Raw genomic sequence first — 16,857 nt, 5'->3', positions numbered from 1 at the left:
TACAGGCGCTATAATTGGTTTCCTTCGCACTTACCTCTATCCCCCTTTTGCATCGGCGTTAAACCGACCTCCTTATCATAACCGCTGTGCACCCTTCCGTCAATCAACGCACAACTTTACTTAGGACAATCCGCACAGTCATCTTCCAGCGGCTGGTTCATAGCTCCTCATGTTTTCTAACTATTTTCAGCTCCAAACAACTGACAGGCCGAACGAAAAGCCGTGAGAGCAAGCATGCTAGCTTTCCATTGCGTATCTGTGCCAAAAATCCCAAAACCTATCTTTTTGAATTCCTTGGTAAACTTTTGACGGTGCAGCCCCTTGAAATGACGATAAATAGCCATAAAGGTTTCTGCTAATGAAAATCTTGTGGAGTGAGTCGGACAAGCGAATGAGAAGAAGCTATCATTGACCCTTTCATCGTCAGCCGCCCCCCGCTTTGGGCATGCCTTCCGTAATAAGCGTACAAGAACACTTGCCTCATTGTTCCAGATCACCCATGTGCGAGGTTTGGCTTTTAGATTTTATTGGATGTTATTTGTGAAGAAGTATCACTGTTAATTGTCTTCATCCGCTGGTGAAGACGCTTAATTAGGCATTTAAGTGAGGTGCATGCTGCATTGATCTTTTCTTCATGAAGTAGCCGCCTCCCGCTTTGGGCTGGCCTCCCGCCGTGAGCAAAGAAAAACACTTGTCTCATGGCTTCGGCTCGCCCTTTTGCGCGGTTCGGCTTTTAGATTTCGTTGGATGTTGCAGGCGAGAAAGCCTCACTATTAATTGAATGCATCCGCTGGTGAAGACGCCTAGCTAGAGTTGATATTAGAAAAGATGGTTCACTAGCTATTTTTTATGCGATTACAAAACTGTCTGAAACTATTCATGCTTAATTCTATGCGTGATGAAATTGATTTCTTCTCTAAAACTAGAGATGGAGCGCAAAGGGGCCGACGCCGGAGGGATCGCGCGGGCTGGCGAGACAAACGTGCGATTGCACGTTGGCTCAACACCCGCCCCTCGGCAAGCGTGCCCCTTGCAGCGCAATCTCTAGCACGAGCATTTACTATATCTCATCTCGATTTCATTTCCACTCTACACCTAGAGGTGGAGCGAAGGATGGCGACTCCGGGCAGCTGAAAACGTGACGTCCTGTCGCATCAGCTGCATGACCCGCATCCTGCGGGCCTAAAGCGTCCCCTTGGAGCGTAATCTCTATCTCTATCCCCCTCCTAATTCTAAACTCAGCTTCATATCACTTTGCCCACAAAAAAAAGGCCAGAGCAGCCGCTCCGGCCTCTAGCTTATTTATTTCATGCCCATTTCTTCGCGTACAACCGCCGCAATCCGCTCCACGTACTCTTCGCACGCTTCTGCAGACGGCGCTTCGACCATGACGCGCACCAATGGCTCAGTTCCGGAAGGGCGCACGAGCACACGGCCATCGCCGTCCATGTCGCGTTCCACTTCCGCAATCTTCTCGGCCACAAGCGCGTTATCCGTCACGCCGTGTTTGTCCGTCACGCGGATGTTCACCAATTTTTGCGGGAAAATCGTCATTTCATTCGCCAGCTCAGACAATTTCTTGCCCGTGATCTTCATGATGTTGACCAATTGAAGGCCTGAGAGCAATCCATCGCCTGTCGTGTTGTAATCAAGGAAAATGATATGGCCCGACTGTTCGCCGCCCAAATTGTATTCATTCTTCTTCATTTCTTCCACTACGTAACGGTCGCCGACAGCCGTCTTGACGCTCTTCATGCCGTTTTCTTCAAGCGCTTTGTAGAAGCCCATATTGCTCATGATCGTCGACACGACGGTATCCTGTTTCAAGCGGCCTTCTGATTTCAAATGCTTCGCGCAAATGTACATGATCTGGTCGCCGTCGACGATCGTTCCTTTTTCATCCACCGCGATCAAACGGTCGCCGTCGCCGTCAAAGGCAAGGCCCACATCGGCGCCTTTTTCCACGACCAGCTTCGCCAGCGCTTCAGGATGCGTCGACCCGACGCCTTCGTTGATGTTCAAGCCGTTCGGTGAAGCGCCCATCGAGCTGATGTCCGCATCCAAGTCCGCAAATACATGCGTTGCCAAGGTCGATGTCGCACCATGCGCGCAATCGAGCGCCACGTGGATGCCGTCGAATTCCTCATCCACTGTCTGCTTCAAATACTGGATGTATTTTTGGCCGCCCTCGAAATATTCGGTGATGCTTCCGAGGTCCCCACCTGTTGGGCGCGGCAGATCGTCCGTCTCTGCATCGAGCAAAGCTTCGATTTCCGCTTCCTGGTCGTCCGACAATTTGAAGCCGTCCGAGCCGAAAAATTTGATGCCATTGTCTGCGACCGGGTTATGGGAAGCAGAAATCATAACTCCGGCTTCCGCGCTCATGACGCGTGTCAGGTAAGAAACCCCTGGAGTGCTGATGACGCCGAGGCGCATGACTTCCGCACCGACGGACAGAAGCCCTGCCGCCAATGCATTTTCAAGCATTTCCCCGGAAATCCGTGTATCGCGCCCGACGAGCACTTTCGGTTTTTCCTTTGAGCTTTTCGTTAAGACATAGCCGCCAAAACGCCCAAGTTTAAATGCCAGTTCCGGCGTCAATTCACTATTGGCTACCCCTCGTACACCATCGGTCCCAAAATATTTTCCCATGCTTTTCGCTCCTTCAATCACTCTGTATTATGATTTGTTTATATTAACCTAATTTTACATTTTTAGCTATTTTCATTCCTCGTCGTTGCCATCGGCTATTTCCGGATTCTCCAACTCTTCCGGGACGATCAAAGATTCATCCACTGAAGTATCCGCTTCTACTTGCATCTCGCCTGGAGATACTCCCGAAGCACCTGAGGGAATCGGCAATTCGACATCCAGCGTCGTATCGGTAGCCGTGACGCTGTTCGCTTCCACTTCGATGACATATTCCTCCATCGCATCCACTACGCTGCGCGGCCCGAAAACCCGCACCTGTTCGCTTGAAGGCGTCCAGGAATTGATGGTGATGCCCGTCTGCGGATCACCGGTCGACTCGATGCGCACCGGCAGTTCGCGGCTATATTCCTCTACCGTCACATCGACCGCCACGGATTCCGGCTCGATCGTGACATTGTCGAGTTTCGTCAAATCCTCTGCCAGTACGCGGACACGCGCTTCCGCAGTGAAGGATTCCTTGATATCCGGTTCACCGGTCACCGTCGCCTTGACAAAGCTGATGGCGTTGATGACGCTTTGCGGGCCGGTCACAGTGACTTTATCCGGTTCAACGGTCAAGCCGTCCAGGACAAAACCTTCCGCCAGCAAGCGCTCGTTCATTTCAGCGTCAATACTGAATTCCTGGGACACCCGCTCCTCGAGCACGACGTTAACGAATGCAGGATCCACACGGGCACTTAGTTGCTCCGACAGGTTTTCTGTCTGGATCGGCACTTGATGCTCCCCTAGCGGCAAGCTGCGCAAATCGATGAACAAGGTGTAATCATCGAGCTGTCGCGTCGTCTGGATGATGCTTGCGGGGCCGCTTAGATACAGGTCGACTGTTTCCGGCACGCCGCTCACCATCAAGCTTTCATCATAATACACTTGCAGTTCCACGTCTTCAATCATTTCCGACACTCTTCCGGTTTCGGTCGTGGTCGTGTTGTTTTCCGTCTGGACGGAAAAGAAGAGCAGAAAGGCCAGGAATAATGCCATGATCCGGAGAAACCACGGATTGTCCATCATCTTATCCATTCTTTTTCCCCCTCCAATTCCACCAGGAAGTCGCCGCCTGCTGTTGTTCAGCACCGAACCAGATGCGGCGGAGCTTCACTTCGAAGTCCTCGAGCGACAAATTGCGGTGCAGGTCGCCATTTGCCGTCAAACTGATCGCACCGGTCTCTTCCGATACGACGATGGTGATCGCATCCGTCACTTCACTGATGCCGAGTGCGGCTCGGTGGCGCGTCCCCAATTCTTTTGAGATGAATGGGCTCTCGGACAACGGCAAATAACAAGCGGCCGCAGCGATGCGGTTCTTCTGGACGATGACCGCACCGTCATGCAGCGGCGTATTCGGAATGAATAGATTGATCATCAATTCGGAAGTGATGTCCGAATTCATCGGAATGCCCGTCTCTATGTATTCGCTGAGCCCCGTTTCACGCTCGATTGAAATGAGTGCCCCGATGCGGCGCTTCGCCATATAGCTGACCGATTTGCTCATCGCTTCGATTAAGCGGTTGCGCTCGGACTCTTCATTGAGCGTGCTGCTCGAGAATAATTTCCCGCGCCCAAGCTGCTCGAGTGCGCGTCTCAGCTCTGGCTGGAAGATGATGATGATCGCAAGAAAACCCCATTCGAGCACTTGCTGCATGATCCAGCCGAGCGTTTCCAGGTTGAGCGCCTGGGTCACAAGACGCGCTATGATAATAAAGAAGATTCCTTTCAATAATTGGACAGCCTTCGTTCCCTTGATGACAGTGATAAGTTTGTAGATAACGAACCAGACCAATAAGATGTCGATCACATTGACGATCATCTGAAGCGGCGTCTGGTCATTGAAGTTTTCCAAAAAAGGCATCTGCAACCCTCGCTTTTCTCCATGTACATATAGTTTTTAGTATACCATATCCCGAGACATCTGCCCCCATGCAAAAAGCCCATCCATTGAATGGATGGGCTTTACCAGATTGTCCTGAAAGGCAAGAGATCGTATTTTCCGAAGCTTATCACTCACTTTCCGCGGGCGGGAATCGAGTCTCCTCATCCGCTACCGCGGTCTGCGGGGTCTCTCAAACCCGCTTTTCCCGCAGGAGTCGAGCGAACGCTTCTCCAAATACTGAGATAGGTCATTGATTCTAAATGTTGAAAAGGTATTCCAATTTATAATTCATAGCGGATTGTACTGAAAAAGCCCATCCAATGAATGGATGGGCTTTACTCGTCTATTGATTGGTCATTGCCGCCAAAAAAGCTGACGGCATCCTGGAATGTCCCTTTGATCGTATACCAAAGCCACTCGAAGGCTTGGTCGATTTCCTCAATTTCACCATTGATGACGCCACTCGATGCCATGTACTGGCCGTTGACGATCGTTACGTCGCCTTCAAGTTCGCCATCGACGCGCAGATCGCCGTTGCGGATCGTTATATCCCCGACTACCGTTTGGCCTTCGGGCACCACGACCGTCTGCCCTTCGACCACCAGGTTCTCCTGTTTGGTAAAGGCAAATTGCTGGTCGTCGCTGAAGCTCGACAGCATCGCTGCACTCATCAACAAGACGAAAAGTGCCGCCGCAATCATTAACGGGTGATGGCGCATAAAGCGTTTAATGCCGACACGCTGCGATTCTTTTGGCAAGCCGGCCATCGTCTTTTGCACAAAATCCGGCGGTGCCTGGACATGTGATGCACTTTGGACAAAGGCGATGGTCTTGGTCAGTTCCTGATATATTTTTCTGCAGTCGCTGCAGCTCTGCAAGTAACTTTTCAGCTCTTTTTCCTCTGATGGGCTGATTTCCCCGTCCAGGTAATCGTCCATCATGCGAATGACTTTTTCCGGACACGCATTCATCATGCTCGCCTCCTACAAATTGCTCAATTGCTTGCGAAGTGCTTCGCGCCCGCGGTGGATCCGCGTTTTCACCGTACCCAGCGGCAAATCCAGGATTTCGCTGATTTCGGCCAGCGGCAATTCCTCGATATATTTTAACACAATCGCTGCCCGGTACTTATCCGGCAAGCGGCTTATTTCGTATTGCACCCGCTCCTGGACTTCCATCCGCATCAATTCCTCTTCCGGAAGCTCATCATCATTGGCAATCTTCGAATACATATTCAAGCCTTCCGTACCTTTGACTTCCGCATCCAAATGGTAATCCGGCTTTTTCTTGCGGATCCGGTCAATGCACAGATTGGTGGCGATGCGGTAAAGCCACGTCGAAAATTTACGCTTCTGGTCAAAAGTGTGTATGTTCACGTAGGCCCGCGTAAATGCTTCCTGTGCAATATCTTCCGCTTCATGCCGGTTGCCAAGCATGCGGTAGCAAATCTGGAACAGTTGATGTTGATACAGCTCCACGATTTCGGCAAATGCATCCTGGTCGCCCTTCATGACTCGTTTTATTCGTTTATTCACTAACGCATCCATGATCTCATTTCCCTCCGCCATGCGGCTGTCTTTTATATACGGCCCAGTTCTGAAAAAGTTTCATTTTTTTCTCTCTTCCTCTATCCTATCAAACCGTGTCCAGAAAAAACCAGCCAATTTCCAGTTCTTTGAATGAATTCATCAGTTTATTATTTCGCTGTTAAAAATCATGCAATGTACAACCTGACAGTCCTACACCCTTATCCCTAATCCCTTATACATCCCATGCAATAGAAAAAGCTGCCCGGAAATTCCGGACAGCTCTTTCATTCTTATACCAATTTTTCGCCAAGCAATGAACCGATCAATGCGACCGCCACATCTGCCGTGCGGTTCTTTTCATCAAGGATCGGGTTGACTTCGACAAATTCTGCCGAAGTGATGAGCCCTGCGTCGAACAGCATTTCCATCGCCAAATGGCTTTCCCGGTAGCTGATGCCGCCTGGGACTGGCGTTCCGACACCTGGCGTATACATCGGGTCGATGCCATCAAGGTCAAGCGACAAATGCACCCCATCCGTTTTGCGTTCTTCGCGCAAATAGCGGATCGATTCCTGCATGACATGATCCATTCCCAATTTATCGATTTCATGCATGCTGAACACTTTGATGCCGCGTTCTTTGATCAGTTCGCGTTCCCCTGGGTCGACAGAACGCGCGCCGATGATGACGATGTTCTCCGGCTTCACTTTCGGCGAATAGCCGCGGATGTTCGTCAATTTCTCATGGCCATGCCCAAAGCTCGCGGCAAGCGGCATGCCGTGGATATTGCCTGAAGGCGAAGTTTCGCTCGTGTTCATATCTGCATGCGCATCATACCAGATGACGCCCAAATTCTCGTAATGCTCTGAAATGCCGGCAAGCGTACCGATTGCGATGCTATGGTCGCCGCCCAGCACCAATGGGAAATTGCCGGATTTCGCAACTCCGGAAACCGTTTCGCCTAAAGCTTCAGTCGCTTCCGTAATGACGTCCATATTACGCAAATTGGTGTTTTCATCCACTTTGCCATCCGCTTTGCGGATTTGGATATCGCCTTCATCTTTTACTTCGTGCCCAAGGTTTTCAATACGGTCCACAACCCCCGCATAACGGATGGCACTTGGCCCCATATCGACACCGCGGCGCATTTGCCCATGGTCCATTGGTACACCTATAATAGAAACATTTAATTTATTCATTATTTTATACCCCCTCAGTAAGATACATTCATTGTACCTCCTGAGCTTCTCTTGGCTCAACCTTACATTATTCCGAATATTTATTCATTTTATCTTCCAATGTTTTTTTCACTTCCGGCCATTCGCGGTCGATGATGGAATAGACAATCGCATCCCTCGGTTCACCCGTCGAGCGGATCCGTTCATTGCGCAAATGCCCTTCTTTCACTGCCCCGATCCGTTCGATCGATTTTTGGGAACGGATATTTTCAGCATCGGTTTTGAACTGGACGCGGATCATATCCCGCTCTTCGAAGCAATAGCCTAGCAGCGCATGTTTGACGGCCGTATTGACATGCGTGCGCTGTGCTTTTTCGCTATAGAAAGTCGCCCCGATTTCACAGCTTTTGTTCGTATCGTCAATCGAATAAATGCGGGTCGTGCCGACGATTTCGCCGCTTTCCGGAAGTTCCACGGCAAATACCAGCACATTGGATTGGTTCATTCCCGCCGATAGCCACGACTCCAGATCTTCGAAACGTTCCACCTTTGTCAGCATGTATTCGAAGATATCGGGTGTATAAAGCGCCCATAACGCTTCAAAATCCTCACGTTTCAATAAACGAAGCCGAATATTGCGCTGTTCAATATACATATCCATCCCCTCCTTATCTGCAGTATACCAGCAAATCCGCTATTCTCTCTATATAGTGCCGCTTCGTTCCTTACTGGAAATACACCGATCGGACACGCCTTAGGAAATCTTCCTCAAGCTCGCCCCTGTTACGCGACAAAAAATATGTCGCAACGCTGGGCAACGGGAACATATCGAAGTGGACTTCCATCAAGCGCCCTTCGATCAACTCACGTCGCACCATCGACCTCGGCAAAAATGAAACCCCGAGCCCTTCCTGGATGAACCGTTTCGCAATATGGGCCTGCGTTACCGTCATTGTGCGCATGCCAGGAAGCTGTACGCGCAATTTCACCAGCAGTTCTTCCCAAAAAACGGGATGATGATGCGTAAAGATAAAATGCCGCTCCAATATGTCTTCCGCTGAAACGAGCGGCCCCCGCTCATCATCATAAGCATCCCTTTGCACAATGAGCAGCAAAGGATCTTCATAGACCACTTCATGGTGGATCACTCGGCTTACCGGCAGCAAAGCGGAAATGCCCGCAGATACTTCTCCGCTTTCCACCAAGTCCTCAATCGCTTTCGATTCTTCCACGCGAATCACCAGCTCAAGGTCCGGATGCGCTTTCGTAAACGAATTCAGGATATACGGCAGCACTGTCTCCGCCATCAACGGGGAGATTGCGATGGTTCATTGTCGCCGGTAGCCTTGGGCAAATGAGTGGAGCTCATCCACTGTCGAATCGAACTTCTTTACCAATGTGCCTGCCTGGTATTTAAAATGGTGCCCTTCCTCGGTCAACACCACACGGTTCTTGACGCGATCAAACAAGCGAATCCCTAAATACTCTTCCAATTGCCGAATATGCACCGTCACGCTTGGTTGTGACAACATTAAGCGCTCGGAGGTTTTACGGAAATTCAAGGTTTCCGCCGCATCGGCAAAAGTCCGCAGCCATTGCATTTCCATATTCATCTTCCTTCAATTAGTTTTTTTAATTATTTTAATTATAAATATTTAATTTTCATAATTAAAGAAGCAATTTATACTATGGAAAAAGGAGGAATTCACATGTTTCAAAAAGGCCTCAAAGGCATTGTCGCCGTTCAAACATCCATTTCATCAGTCGAAGGGGAGAAAGGCGAACTCCGTTACCGCGGGATATTAGTCAGTGAAGTAATCGAAGGCAAAAGTTTCGAACAAGCCGCTTACTTCCTATGGCATGGCCACTATGCTTCCAAGGAAGAACTCGCAAGTTTGACTGAACGATTAAACGCCTATCGGCAGTTGTCGGATTACCTCATGGCCATCGCCCGTACCCTGCCTAAAGAGACTTCATTAATGGATGGGATTCGCACACTCATCTCGGCATACCAGCATGCCGAATTCAAAGAATTGGCGATTCAACAACAAGCCATTGCACTGACTGCTGCCCTTCCGGTAATGACTGCTCTTCTATACAGGCTGAACACCGGACAGGAATTCGTCGCGCCAAGAAGCGACCTTGGCCATACCGCAAACTATCTATGGATGATCAATGGGCAAGTACCGACACATGCACAAACTGAAGCTCTGGAAACCTACTTGAACTTAACGATGGAACATGGCATGAATGCATCCACTTTCGCCAGCCGCGTCACCATTTCCACCGAATCCGATTTAAGCGCTGCCATTGTTTCCGCTCTTGGCACCATGAAAGGCCCCTTGCATGGTGGCGCCCCATCCGGTGTGCTTGAATTGCTTGATGAAATACAATCTCCTGAAAAGATAAAACCTGTGGTGGAGCGAAAACTCGCGCGAGGCGAAAAAATCATGGGGTTTGGCCACCGCGTATACCGGACAGAAGATCCACGCTCTATTTTGCTCCGTGAGAAGTGTCGGCAGTTGCAACAAGATGGTCCCTGGCTGAATCTTGCAGTCATAGCGGAAAATGAAATCACCCAGTTATTGAATGAACGAAAACCGGGCCGGGCCCTTCACACAAATGTAGAATTCTATGCAGCCGCTATCATGCGCTCTATCCAAATGCCGCCCGAACTATTCACGCCCACCTTCAGCATCGCACGTATCGTTGGCTGGACTGCCCATGCCATTGAGCAACAGCAAGATAACGTAATTTTCCGGCCGCAATCCGAATATATCGGAAACTAAAAAAACCCCGTATCCAATTGAATGGATACGGGGTTTTTACACATGGATTGCACATGGAACAATGGAGCCTAGGGGGCTCGAACCCCTGACCTCGACGCTGCCAGCGTCGCGCTCTCCCAGCTGAGCTAAGGCCCCGCGCGAAAAATGCGCAAAGATAAATGAGCCATGAAGGATTCGAACCTTCGACCCTCTGATTAAAAGTCAGATGCTCTACCAACTGAGCTAATGGCTCAAAATAAAAAAATGGCTGGGGTACCTGGATTCGAACCAGGGCATGACGGGATCAAAACCCGTTGCCTTACCGCTTGGCTATACCCCAAAACAAGATAAAAAACTGGTGGTGGGGGGCAGATTCGAACTGCCGAACCCGAAGGAGCGGATTTACAGTCCGCCGCGTTTAGCCACTTCGCTACCCCACCTTTATTCGATTAACATCCGAAATGGACACATGGTGGAGGATGACGGGATCGAACCGCCGACCCTCTGCTTGTAAGGCAGATGCTCTCCCAGCTGAGCTAATCCTCCATGAATGGTGACCCCTACGGGATTCGAACCCGTGTTACCGCCGTGAAAGGGCGGTGTCTTAACCGCTTGACCAAGGGGCCGTACAAAAAATTATAAAGAAAATAGTTTCCGATGTAAAGAAACTTTAAAGAATCAAAAGCTTCCAACCGGGCTCGAACCGGTGACCTCTTCCTTACCATGGAAGCACTCTACCTACTGAGCTATGGAAGCAAGGTAAAAGGAAATCTCGGTACAAAGTAAAAAAAAGAAAATTGCCCAGCGACGTCCTACTCTCACAGGGGGAGACCCCCAACTACCATCGGCGCAAAAGAGCTTAACTTCCGTGTTCGGGATGGGAACGGGTGTGGCCTCTTTGCCATCATCACTGGACTTTTTTGAGCTTGTTCGCTCAAAACTGGATAAATCGACATTGGGGGAAACGTGCGTTTCAGTTGGTTGGTTAAGTCCTCGATCGATTAGTATTCGTCAGCTGCACGTGTCGCCACGCTTCCACCCCGAACCTATCTACCTCATCGTCTTTGAGGGATCTTACTTGCTTGCGCAATGGGAAATCTCATCTTGAGGGGGGCTTCGTGCTTAGATGCTTTCAGCACTTATCCCGGCCACACATAGCTACCCAGCGATGCTCTTGGCAGAACAACTGGTACACCAGCGGTGTGTCCATCCCGGTCCTCTCGTACTAAGGACAGCTCCTCTCAAATTTCCTGCGCCCGCGACGGATAGGGACCGAACTGTCTCACGACGTTCTGAACCCAGCTCGCGTACCGCTTTAATGGGCGAACAGCCCAACCCTTGGGACCGACTACAGCCCCAGGATGCGATGAGCCGACATCGAGGTGCCAAACCTCCCCGTCGATGTGGACTCTTGGGGGAGATAAGCCTGTTATCCCCGGGGTAGCTTTTATCCGTTGAGCGATGGCCCTTCCATGCGGAACCACCGGATCACTAAGTCCGTCTTTCGACCCTGCTCGACCTGTCCGTCTCGCAGTCAAGCTCCCTTGTGCCTTTACACTCTGCGAATGATTTCCAACCATTCTGAGGGAACCTTTGAGCGCCTCCGTTACTCTTTAGGAGGCGACCGCCCCAGTCAAACTGCCCGCCTGACACTGTCTCCCAAGCCGCTTAGGCTTGTGGGTTAGAAGTTCAATACAACCAGGGTAGTATCCCACCGACGCCTCCCCCGAAGCTGGCGCTCCGGGTTCTCTGGCTCCTACCTATCCTGTACAAGTTGCACCAAAATTCAATATCAGGCTACAGTAAAGCTCCACGGGGTCTTTCCGTCCTGTCGCGGGTAACCTGCATCTTCACAGGTACTATAATTTCACCGAGTCTCTCGTTGAGACAGTGCCCAGATCGTTACGCCTTTCGTGCGGGTCGGAACTTACCCGACAAGGAATTTCGCTACCTTAGGACCGTTATAGTTACGGCCGCCGTTTACTGGGGCTTCGGTTCGCACCTTCGCTTGCGCTAAGCACTCCCCTTAACCTTCCAGCACCGGGCAGGCGTCAGCCCCTATACGTCACCTTACGGTTTTGCAGAGACCTGTGTTTTTGCTAAACAGTCGCCTGGGCCTATTCACTGCGGCTCTCTCGGGCTATTCACCCTACCAGAGCACCCCTTCTCCCGAAGTTACGGGGTCATTTTGCCGAGTTCCTTAACGAGAGTTCACTCGCTCACCTTAGAATTCTCTTCTCGCCTACCTGTGTCGGTTTGCGGTACGGGCACCTCCCGCCTCGCTAGAGGCTTTTCTTGGCAGTGTGAAATCAGGGACTCTGAGGTCAAACCTCTTGCCATCACTGCTTGATGTATACAGAAACGGGATTTGCCTCGTTTCTCATCTCACAACTTGGACGTGCACAACCAACGGCACGCTCACCCTATCCTTCTGCGTCCCCCCATTACTCAAACGGCGGGGAGGTGGTACAGGAATATCAACCTGTTGTCCATCGTCTACGCCTATCGGCCTCGACTTAGGTCCCGACTAACCCTGAGCGGACGAGCCTTCCTCAGGAAACCTTAGGCATTCGGTGGACGGGATTCTCACCCGTCTTTCGTTACTCATACCGGCATTCTCACTTCTAAGCGCTCCACCAGTCCTTCCGGTCTGACTTCACCGCCCTTAGAACGCTCTCCTACCACGGACATCTCAGATGTCCATCCACAGCTTCGGTAATCCGTTTAGCCCCGGTACATTTTCGGCGCAGTGTCACTCGACCAGTGAGCTATTACGCACTCTTTAAATGATGGCTGCTTCTAAGCCAACATCCTGGTTGTCTAAGCAACGCCACATCCTTTTCCACTTAACGGATATTTGGGGACCTTAGCTGGTGGTCTGGGCTGTTTCCCTCTTGACTACGGATCTTATCACTCGCAGTCTGACTCCCAAGCATAAATCACTGGCATTCGGAGTTTGTCTGAATTCGGTAACCCGGGATGGGCCCCTAGTCCAAACAGTGCTCTACCTCCAGGATTCTCTATCTTGAGGCTAGCCCTAAAGCTATTTCGGAGAGAACCAGCTATCTCCAGGTTCGATTGGAATTTCTCCGCTACCCACACCTCATCCCCGCACTTTTCAACGTGCGTGGGTTCGGGCCTCCAGTAAGTGTTACCTTACCTTCACCCTGGACATGGGTAGATCACCTGGTTTCGGGTCTACAACTGCATACTCATTCGCCCTGTTCAGACTCGCTTTCGCTGCGGCTCCGGCTTCTCACCTTAACCTTGCATGCAATCGTAACTCGCCGGTTCATTCTACAAAAGGCACGCTATCACCCATTAACGGGCTCTAACTACTTGTAGGCACACGGTTTCAGGATCTCTTTCACTCCCCTTCCGGGGTGCTTTTCACCTTTCCCTCACGGTACTGGTTCACTATCGGTCACTAGGGAGTATTTAGCCTTGGGAGATGGTCCTCCCGGATTCCGACGGAATTTCACGTGTTCCGCCGTACTCAGGATCCACTCTGGAGGGAATGCACTTTCAGCTACGGGGCTCTTACCCTGTCTCGCGGACCGTTCCAGGTCGCTTCGCCTAATCCATTCCTTTGTAACTCCGTATAGAGTGTCCTACAACCCCAGAAGGCAAGCCTTCTGGTTTGGGCTGTTCCCGTTTCGCTCGCCGCTACTTGGGGAATCGCATTTGCTTTCTCTTCCTTCAGGTACTTAGATGTTTCAGTTCCCTGAGTCTGCCTTCTCATGTGCTATGAATTCACACATGGATACTGCTCCATTACGAACAGTGGGTTTCCCCATTCGGAAATCCCCGGATCACAGCTCACTTACAGCTCCCCGAGGCATATCGGTGTTAGTGCCGTCCTTCTTCGGCTCCTAGTGCCAAGGCATCCACCGTGCGCCCTTATTAACTTAACCACTGAAGGTCAAACAATAAGTCGATCGCTTGAGGCGATCACGCTACTTGATGCTTGTTTCTTAATCAATGTCGATCTATCCAGTTTTCAAAGAACAAGTCTGAAAGCCAATCCTTGCGGAGTGAACCTTCAAAACTGAACGCAAAACGTCAACCCGAACGAAGTTCGGTTCCGATATTATCCTTAGAAAGGAGGTGATCCAGCCGCACCTTCCGATACGGCTACCTTGTTACGACTTCACCCCAATCATCTGTCCCACCTTCGGCGGCTGGCTCCCATAAGGGTTACCCCACCGACTTCGGGTGTTACAAACTCTCGTGGTGTGACGGGCGGTGTGTACAAGGCCCGGGAACGTATTCACCGCGGCATGCTGATCCGCGATTACTAGCGATTCCGGCTTCATGCAGGCGAGTTGCAGCCTGCAATCCGAACTGAGAACGGTTTTCTGGGATTGGCTCCCCCTCGCGGGTTTGCGACCCTTTGTACCGTCCATTGTAGCACGTGTGTAGCCCAGGTCATAAGGGGCATGATGATTTGACGTCATCCCCACCTTCCTCCGGTTTGTCACCGGCAGTCACCTTAGAGTGCCCAACTGAATGCTGGCAACTAAGATCAAGGGTTGCGCTCGTTGCGGGACTTAACCCAACATCTCACGACACGAGCTGACGACAACCATGCACCACCTGTCACCGCTGTCCCCGAAGGGAAAGCCTTGTCTCCAAGGCGGTCAGCGGGATGTCAAGACCTGGTAAGGTTCTTCGCGTTGCTTCGAATTAAACCACATGCTCCACCGCTTGTGCGGGCCCCCGTCAATTCCTTTGAGTTTCAGCCTTGCGGCCGTACTCCCCAGGCGGAGTGCTTAATGCGTTAGCTGCAGCACTAAGGGGCGGAAACCCCCTAACACTTAGCACTCATCGTTTACGGCGTGGACTACCAGGGTATCTAATCCTGTTTGCTCCCCACGCTTTCGCGCCTCAGCGTCAGTTACAGACCAGAAAGTCGCCTTCGCCACTGGTGTTCCTCCACATCTCTACGCATTTCACCGCTACACGTGGAATTCCACTTTCCTCTTCTGCACTCAAGTCCCCCAGTTTCCAATGACCCTCCACGGTTGAGCCGTGGGCTTTCACATCAGACTTAAAGGACCGCCTGCGCGCGCTTTACGCCCAATAATTCCGGACAACGCTTGCCACCTACGTATTACCGCGGCTGCTGGCACGTAGTTAGCCGTGGCTTTCTGGTGAGGTACCGTCAAGGTACCAGTAGTTAGTTGGTACTTGTTCTTCCCTCACAACAGAGTTTTACGATCCGAAAACCTTCTTCACTCACGCGGCGTTGCTCCGTCAGACTTTCGTCCATTGCGGAAGATTCCCTACTGCTGCCTCCCGTAGGAGTCTGGGCCGTGTCTCAGTCCCAGTGTGGCCGATCACCCTCTCAGGTCGGCTACGCATCGTCGCCTTGGTGGGCCGTTACCCCACCAACTAGCTAATGCGCCGCGGGCCCATCCTGCAGTGACAGCCGAAACCGTCTTTCCGTGCAGCCTCATGAGAGGCCACAAACTATTCGGTATTAGCACCGGTTTCCCGGAGTTATCCCGATCTGCAGGGCAGGTTGCCCACGTGTTACTCACCCGTCCGCCGCTAAACCAAAGGAGCAAGCTCCAATGGTTCCGCTCGACTTGCATGTATTAGGCACGCCGCCAGCGTTCGTCCTGAGCCAGGATCAAACTCTCCATTATAGAGTAGTATTGATTGCTCAATAGTTGCTGGCGCATCGCCGTCTCGAAAGACGCGCGATTCGCTTGATCTGCATACGCTGATCAGTAGTTAAGTCACAAACACCAAAGCTTGGAATGGCTGCTTGCTCCGATCGCCCAAGGGCGACCATCGCAAAAGCCGTTCGCGCGCCAAGGCGCTTGTGACGTCTTTCGTTGACGTTTTGCTGTTCAGTTTTCAAGGTTCATGTTTGCTGTCGTTCCTGACGACTTTTATTATATTAAAGCATGTTTAAATATATGTCAACGCATTTAGCGAACTTTTTTCAAAAGAACTTTCGGGTTCCTTCAAATCACTTGGCGAGCAGGCTTAAACCTTATAGGCACAGCGTTTCTGATGATTCAATAAAACGCATTGCCGAACAAAAAAATCCGCCTTCTGCCTTGAAGGCAGAAAGCGGAACTTTTCTGAAAAATCATTTCTTCCCTTCAGCTGTTTGTGCTTTACGTGCAGCACGGCGCGCTTCTAGTTTCAAACGGTCTTCCTCAGACTTCTCATTGTATTTCGGCAAGACGAGAAGTTGGTAAGCGTTCACTGCCAGCAACGGGAACAATAACAAGGTTACCCAGCTATCCACATTGCCCGCTCTTACCATCAACGCCGGCAGCCATTCCAAGGTCGTCACGACAATCATGAAGAACAGCGCTGAAATGAAGGCCGATTTCGTTGTCCATTTGGCTTTGAAATACGCCGTTGCAAACGAAACTGCCAATAAAATAAATAGCAGTGTTCCATATAGGAACCCTTGCCCGCCCGTTTCGACGTTCGGCAGGAAACGGAACGCAATCAAGTCGAAGATGACGATGCCGATGATCAATAGCTGTACCCAATTCCATAGCCGCAGCGAACGGAACATATTATGGCCGAACTGATGAATCGTCAAATAGGCGAAGAAACCCATCTGCGCAATCAAGCTCATCGTGAGACCGACGACGATCATCCACACAAAGCCCGCAATGAATTCTCCCCATTGCCCGTTTTGCGCAGCTTCGGCGAAAACATCGTTCCAGCGGATGAAAATGCCGAGAAGCCCGGTAATTCCTCCGCCTATCAATAATGCAGTTAATGCAAACTTAACCCAATTTCGTATAGTCACGTATATTGCCTCCGTTAAA

At 50.9% G+C, this 16,857-nt stretch carries 12 protein-coding genes, 7 tRNA genes and 3 rRNA genes; 1 reads left to right on the top strand and 21 read right to left on the bottom strand.

All coding sequences use genetic code 11. From position 1 onward, the window contains the following. Positions 1-176 precede the first annotated feature (176 nt). The 10 genes from BBI15_RS16350 to BBI15_RS16595 all read right to left on the bottom strand — a co-directional run bounded on the left by BBI15_RS16350 (position 177) and on the right by BBI15_RS16595 (position 8,893). Positions 177-344, bottom strand: coding sequence for a hypothetical protein (locus BBI15_RS16350; RefSeq protein ID WP_157101606.1), 168 nt, complete (start codon positions 342-344; stop codon positions 177-179). Positions 345-1,302: 958 nt separating this feature from the next. Then, on the bottom strand, positions 1,303-2,652 hold the full coding sequence (glmM, locus tag BBI15_RS00930; RefSeq protein WP_068871407.1) for a phosphoglucosamine mutase: 1,350 nt from the start codon (positions 2,650-2,652) through the stop codon (positions 1,303-1,305). Positions 2,653-2,724: 72 nt separating this feature from the next. Then, positions 2,725-3,729, bottom strand: coding sequence for a CdaR family protein (locus BBI15_RS00925; RefSeq protein ID WP_068871405.1), 1,005 nt, complete (start codon positions 3,727-3,729; stop codon positions 2,725-2,727). Further along, positions 3,722-4,558, bottom strand: a complete 837-nt coding sequence (gene cdaA, locus BBI15_RS00920) for a diadenylate cyclase CdaA (RefSeq protein ID WP_068872650.1) — start codon at positions 4,556-4,558, stop codon at positions 3,722-3,724. Before cdaA ends, BBI15_RS00925 begins: the two co-directional genes overlap by 8 nt. Before the next feature lie 356 nt (positions 4,559-4,914). Continuing rightward, the gene (locus tag BBI15_RS00915) at positions 4,915-5,550 is read right to left on the bottom strand and encodes an anti-sigma factor family protein (RefSeq protein ID WP_068871403.1); all 636 of its coding nucleotides are present in this window, start codon (positions 5,548-5,550) and stop codon (positions 4,915-4,917) included. 12 nt (positions 5,551-5,562) lie between these two features. Beyond that, complete coding sequence (gene sigW, locus BBI15_RS00910; RefSeq protein WP_068872649.1) at positions 5,563-6,126, bottom strand: RNA polymerase sigma factor SigW; 564 nt, start codon at positions 6,124-6,126, stop codon at positions 5,563-5,565. 272 nt (positions 6,127-6,398) lie between these two features. Then, a complete protein-coding gene (gene rocF, locus BBI15_RS00905; protein ID WP_068871402.1) occupies positions 6,399-7,307 on the bottom strand; it encodes an arginase in 909 nt (302 codons plus the stop codon). A gap of 67 nt (positions 7,308-7,374) precedes the next feature. Next, positions 7,375-7,941: a GNAT family N-acetyltransferase gene (locus BBI15_RS00900; protein ID WP_068871400.1), complete on the bottom strand. Its 567-nt coding sequence runs from the start codon at positions 7,939-7,941 to the stop codon at positions 7,375-7,377. A gap of 70 nt (positions 7,942-8,011) precedes the next feature. Next, positions 8,012-8,605, bottom strand: coding sequence for a substrate-binding domain-containing protein (locus BBI15_RS00895; RefSeq protein WP_257785649.1), 594 nt, complete (start codon positions 8,603-8,605; stop codon positions 8,012-8,014). Positions 8,606-8,614: 9 nt separating this feature from the next. Further along, on the bottom strand, positions 8,615-8,893 hold the full coding sequence (locus BBI15_RS16595; protein ID WP_237150890.1) for a LysR family transcriptional regulator: 279 nt from the start codon (positions 8,891-8,893) through the stop codon (positions 8,615-8,617). Between the two features lie 102 nt (positions 8,894-8,995). Here BBI15_RS16595 and BBI15_RS00890 point away from each other — a divergent pair, with 102 nt between their 5' ends. Further along, on the top strand, positions 8,996-10,075 hold the full coding sequence (locus tag BBI15_RS00890; protein ID WP_068871398.1) for a citrate synthase/methylcitrate synthase: 1,080 nt from the start codon (positions 8,996-8,998) through the stop codon (positions 10,073-10,075). 62 nt (positions 10,076-10,137) lie between these two features. Here BBI15_RS00890 and BBI15_RS00885 read toward each other — a convergent pair. The 11 genes from BBI15_RS00885 to BBI15_RS00835 form a co-directional block, all read right to left on the bottom strand. Further along, a tRNA-Ala gene (locus BBI15_RS00885) sits at positions 10,138-10,210 on the bottom strand. Positions 10,211-10,234: 24 nt separating this feature from the next. Continuing rightward, positions 10,235-10,307, bottom strand: a tRNA-Lys gene (locus BBI15_RS00880). A 12-nt stretch (positions 10,308-10,319) separates the two neighbouring features. Continuing rightward, positions 10,320-10,394 (bottom strand) — tRNA-Gln (locus BBI15_RS00875). Positions 10,395-10,410: 16 nt separating this feature from the next. After that, positions 10,411-10,494 (bottom strand) — tRNA-Tyr (locus BBI15_RS00870). A 30-nt stretch (positions 10,495-10,524) separates the two neighbouring features. After that, positions 10,525-10,600: transfer RNA gene (locus BBI15_RS00865), tRNA-Val, on the bottom strand. Between the two features lie 5 nt (positions 10,601-10,605). Then, a tRNA-Glu gene (locus BBI15_RS00860) sits at positions 10,606-10,680 on the bottom strand. A 57-nt stretch (positions 10,681-10,737) separates the two neighbouring features. Beyond that, positions 10,738-10,810: transfer RNA gene (locus BBI15_RS00855), tRNA-Thr, on the bottom strand. 43 nt (positions 10,811-10,853) lie between these two features. Next, a 5S ribosomal RNA gene (gene rrf, locus BBI15_RS00850) occupies positions 10,854-10,969 on the bottom strand. 66 nt (positions 10,970-11,035) lie between these two features. Then, positions 11,036-13,968: ribosomal RNA gene (locus BBI15_RS00845) — 23S ribosomal RNA — on the bottom strand. A 186-nt stretch (positions 13,969-14,154) separates the two neighbouring features. Continuing rightward, a 16S ribosomal RNA gene (locus tag BBI15_RS00840) occupies positions 14,155-15,705 on the bottom strand. Together the 16S, 23S and 5S rRNA genes with 7 tRNA genes alongside form the textbook arrangement of a ribosomal RNA operon. A gap of 452 nt (positions 15,706-16,157) precedes the next feature. Further along, positions 16,158-16,838 (bottom strand): KinB-signaling pathway activation protein, encoded by a 681-nt coding sequence (locus BBI15_RS00835; RefSeq protein WP_068871396.1) that lies wholly within the window; start codon positions 16,836-16,838, stop codon positions 16,158-16,160. Positions 16,839-16,857 lie beyond the last annotated feature (19 nt).

Source organism: Planococcus plakortidis (assembly GCF_001687605.2).
Taxonomy (GTDB): domain Bacteria; phylum Bacillota; class Bacilli; order Bacillales_A; family Planococcaceae; genus Planococcus; species Planococcus plakortidis.
Note: the sequence above shows the minus strand (reverse complement) of the source record. Positions and strands in the feature narration are given on the sequence as shown.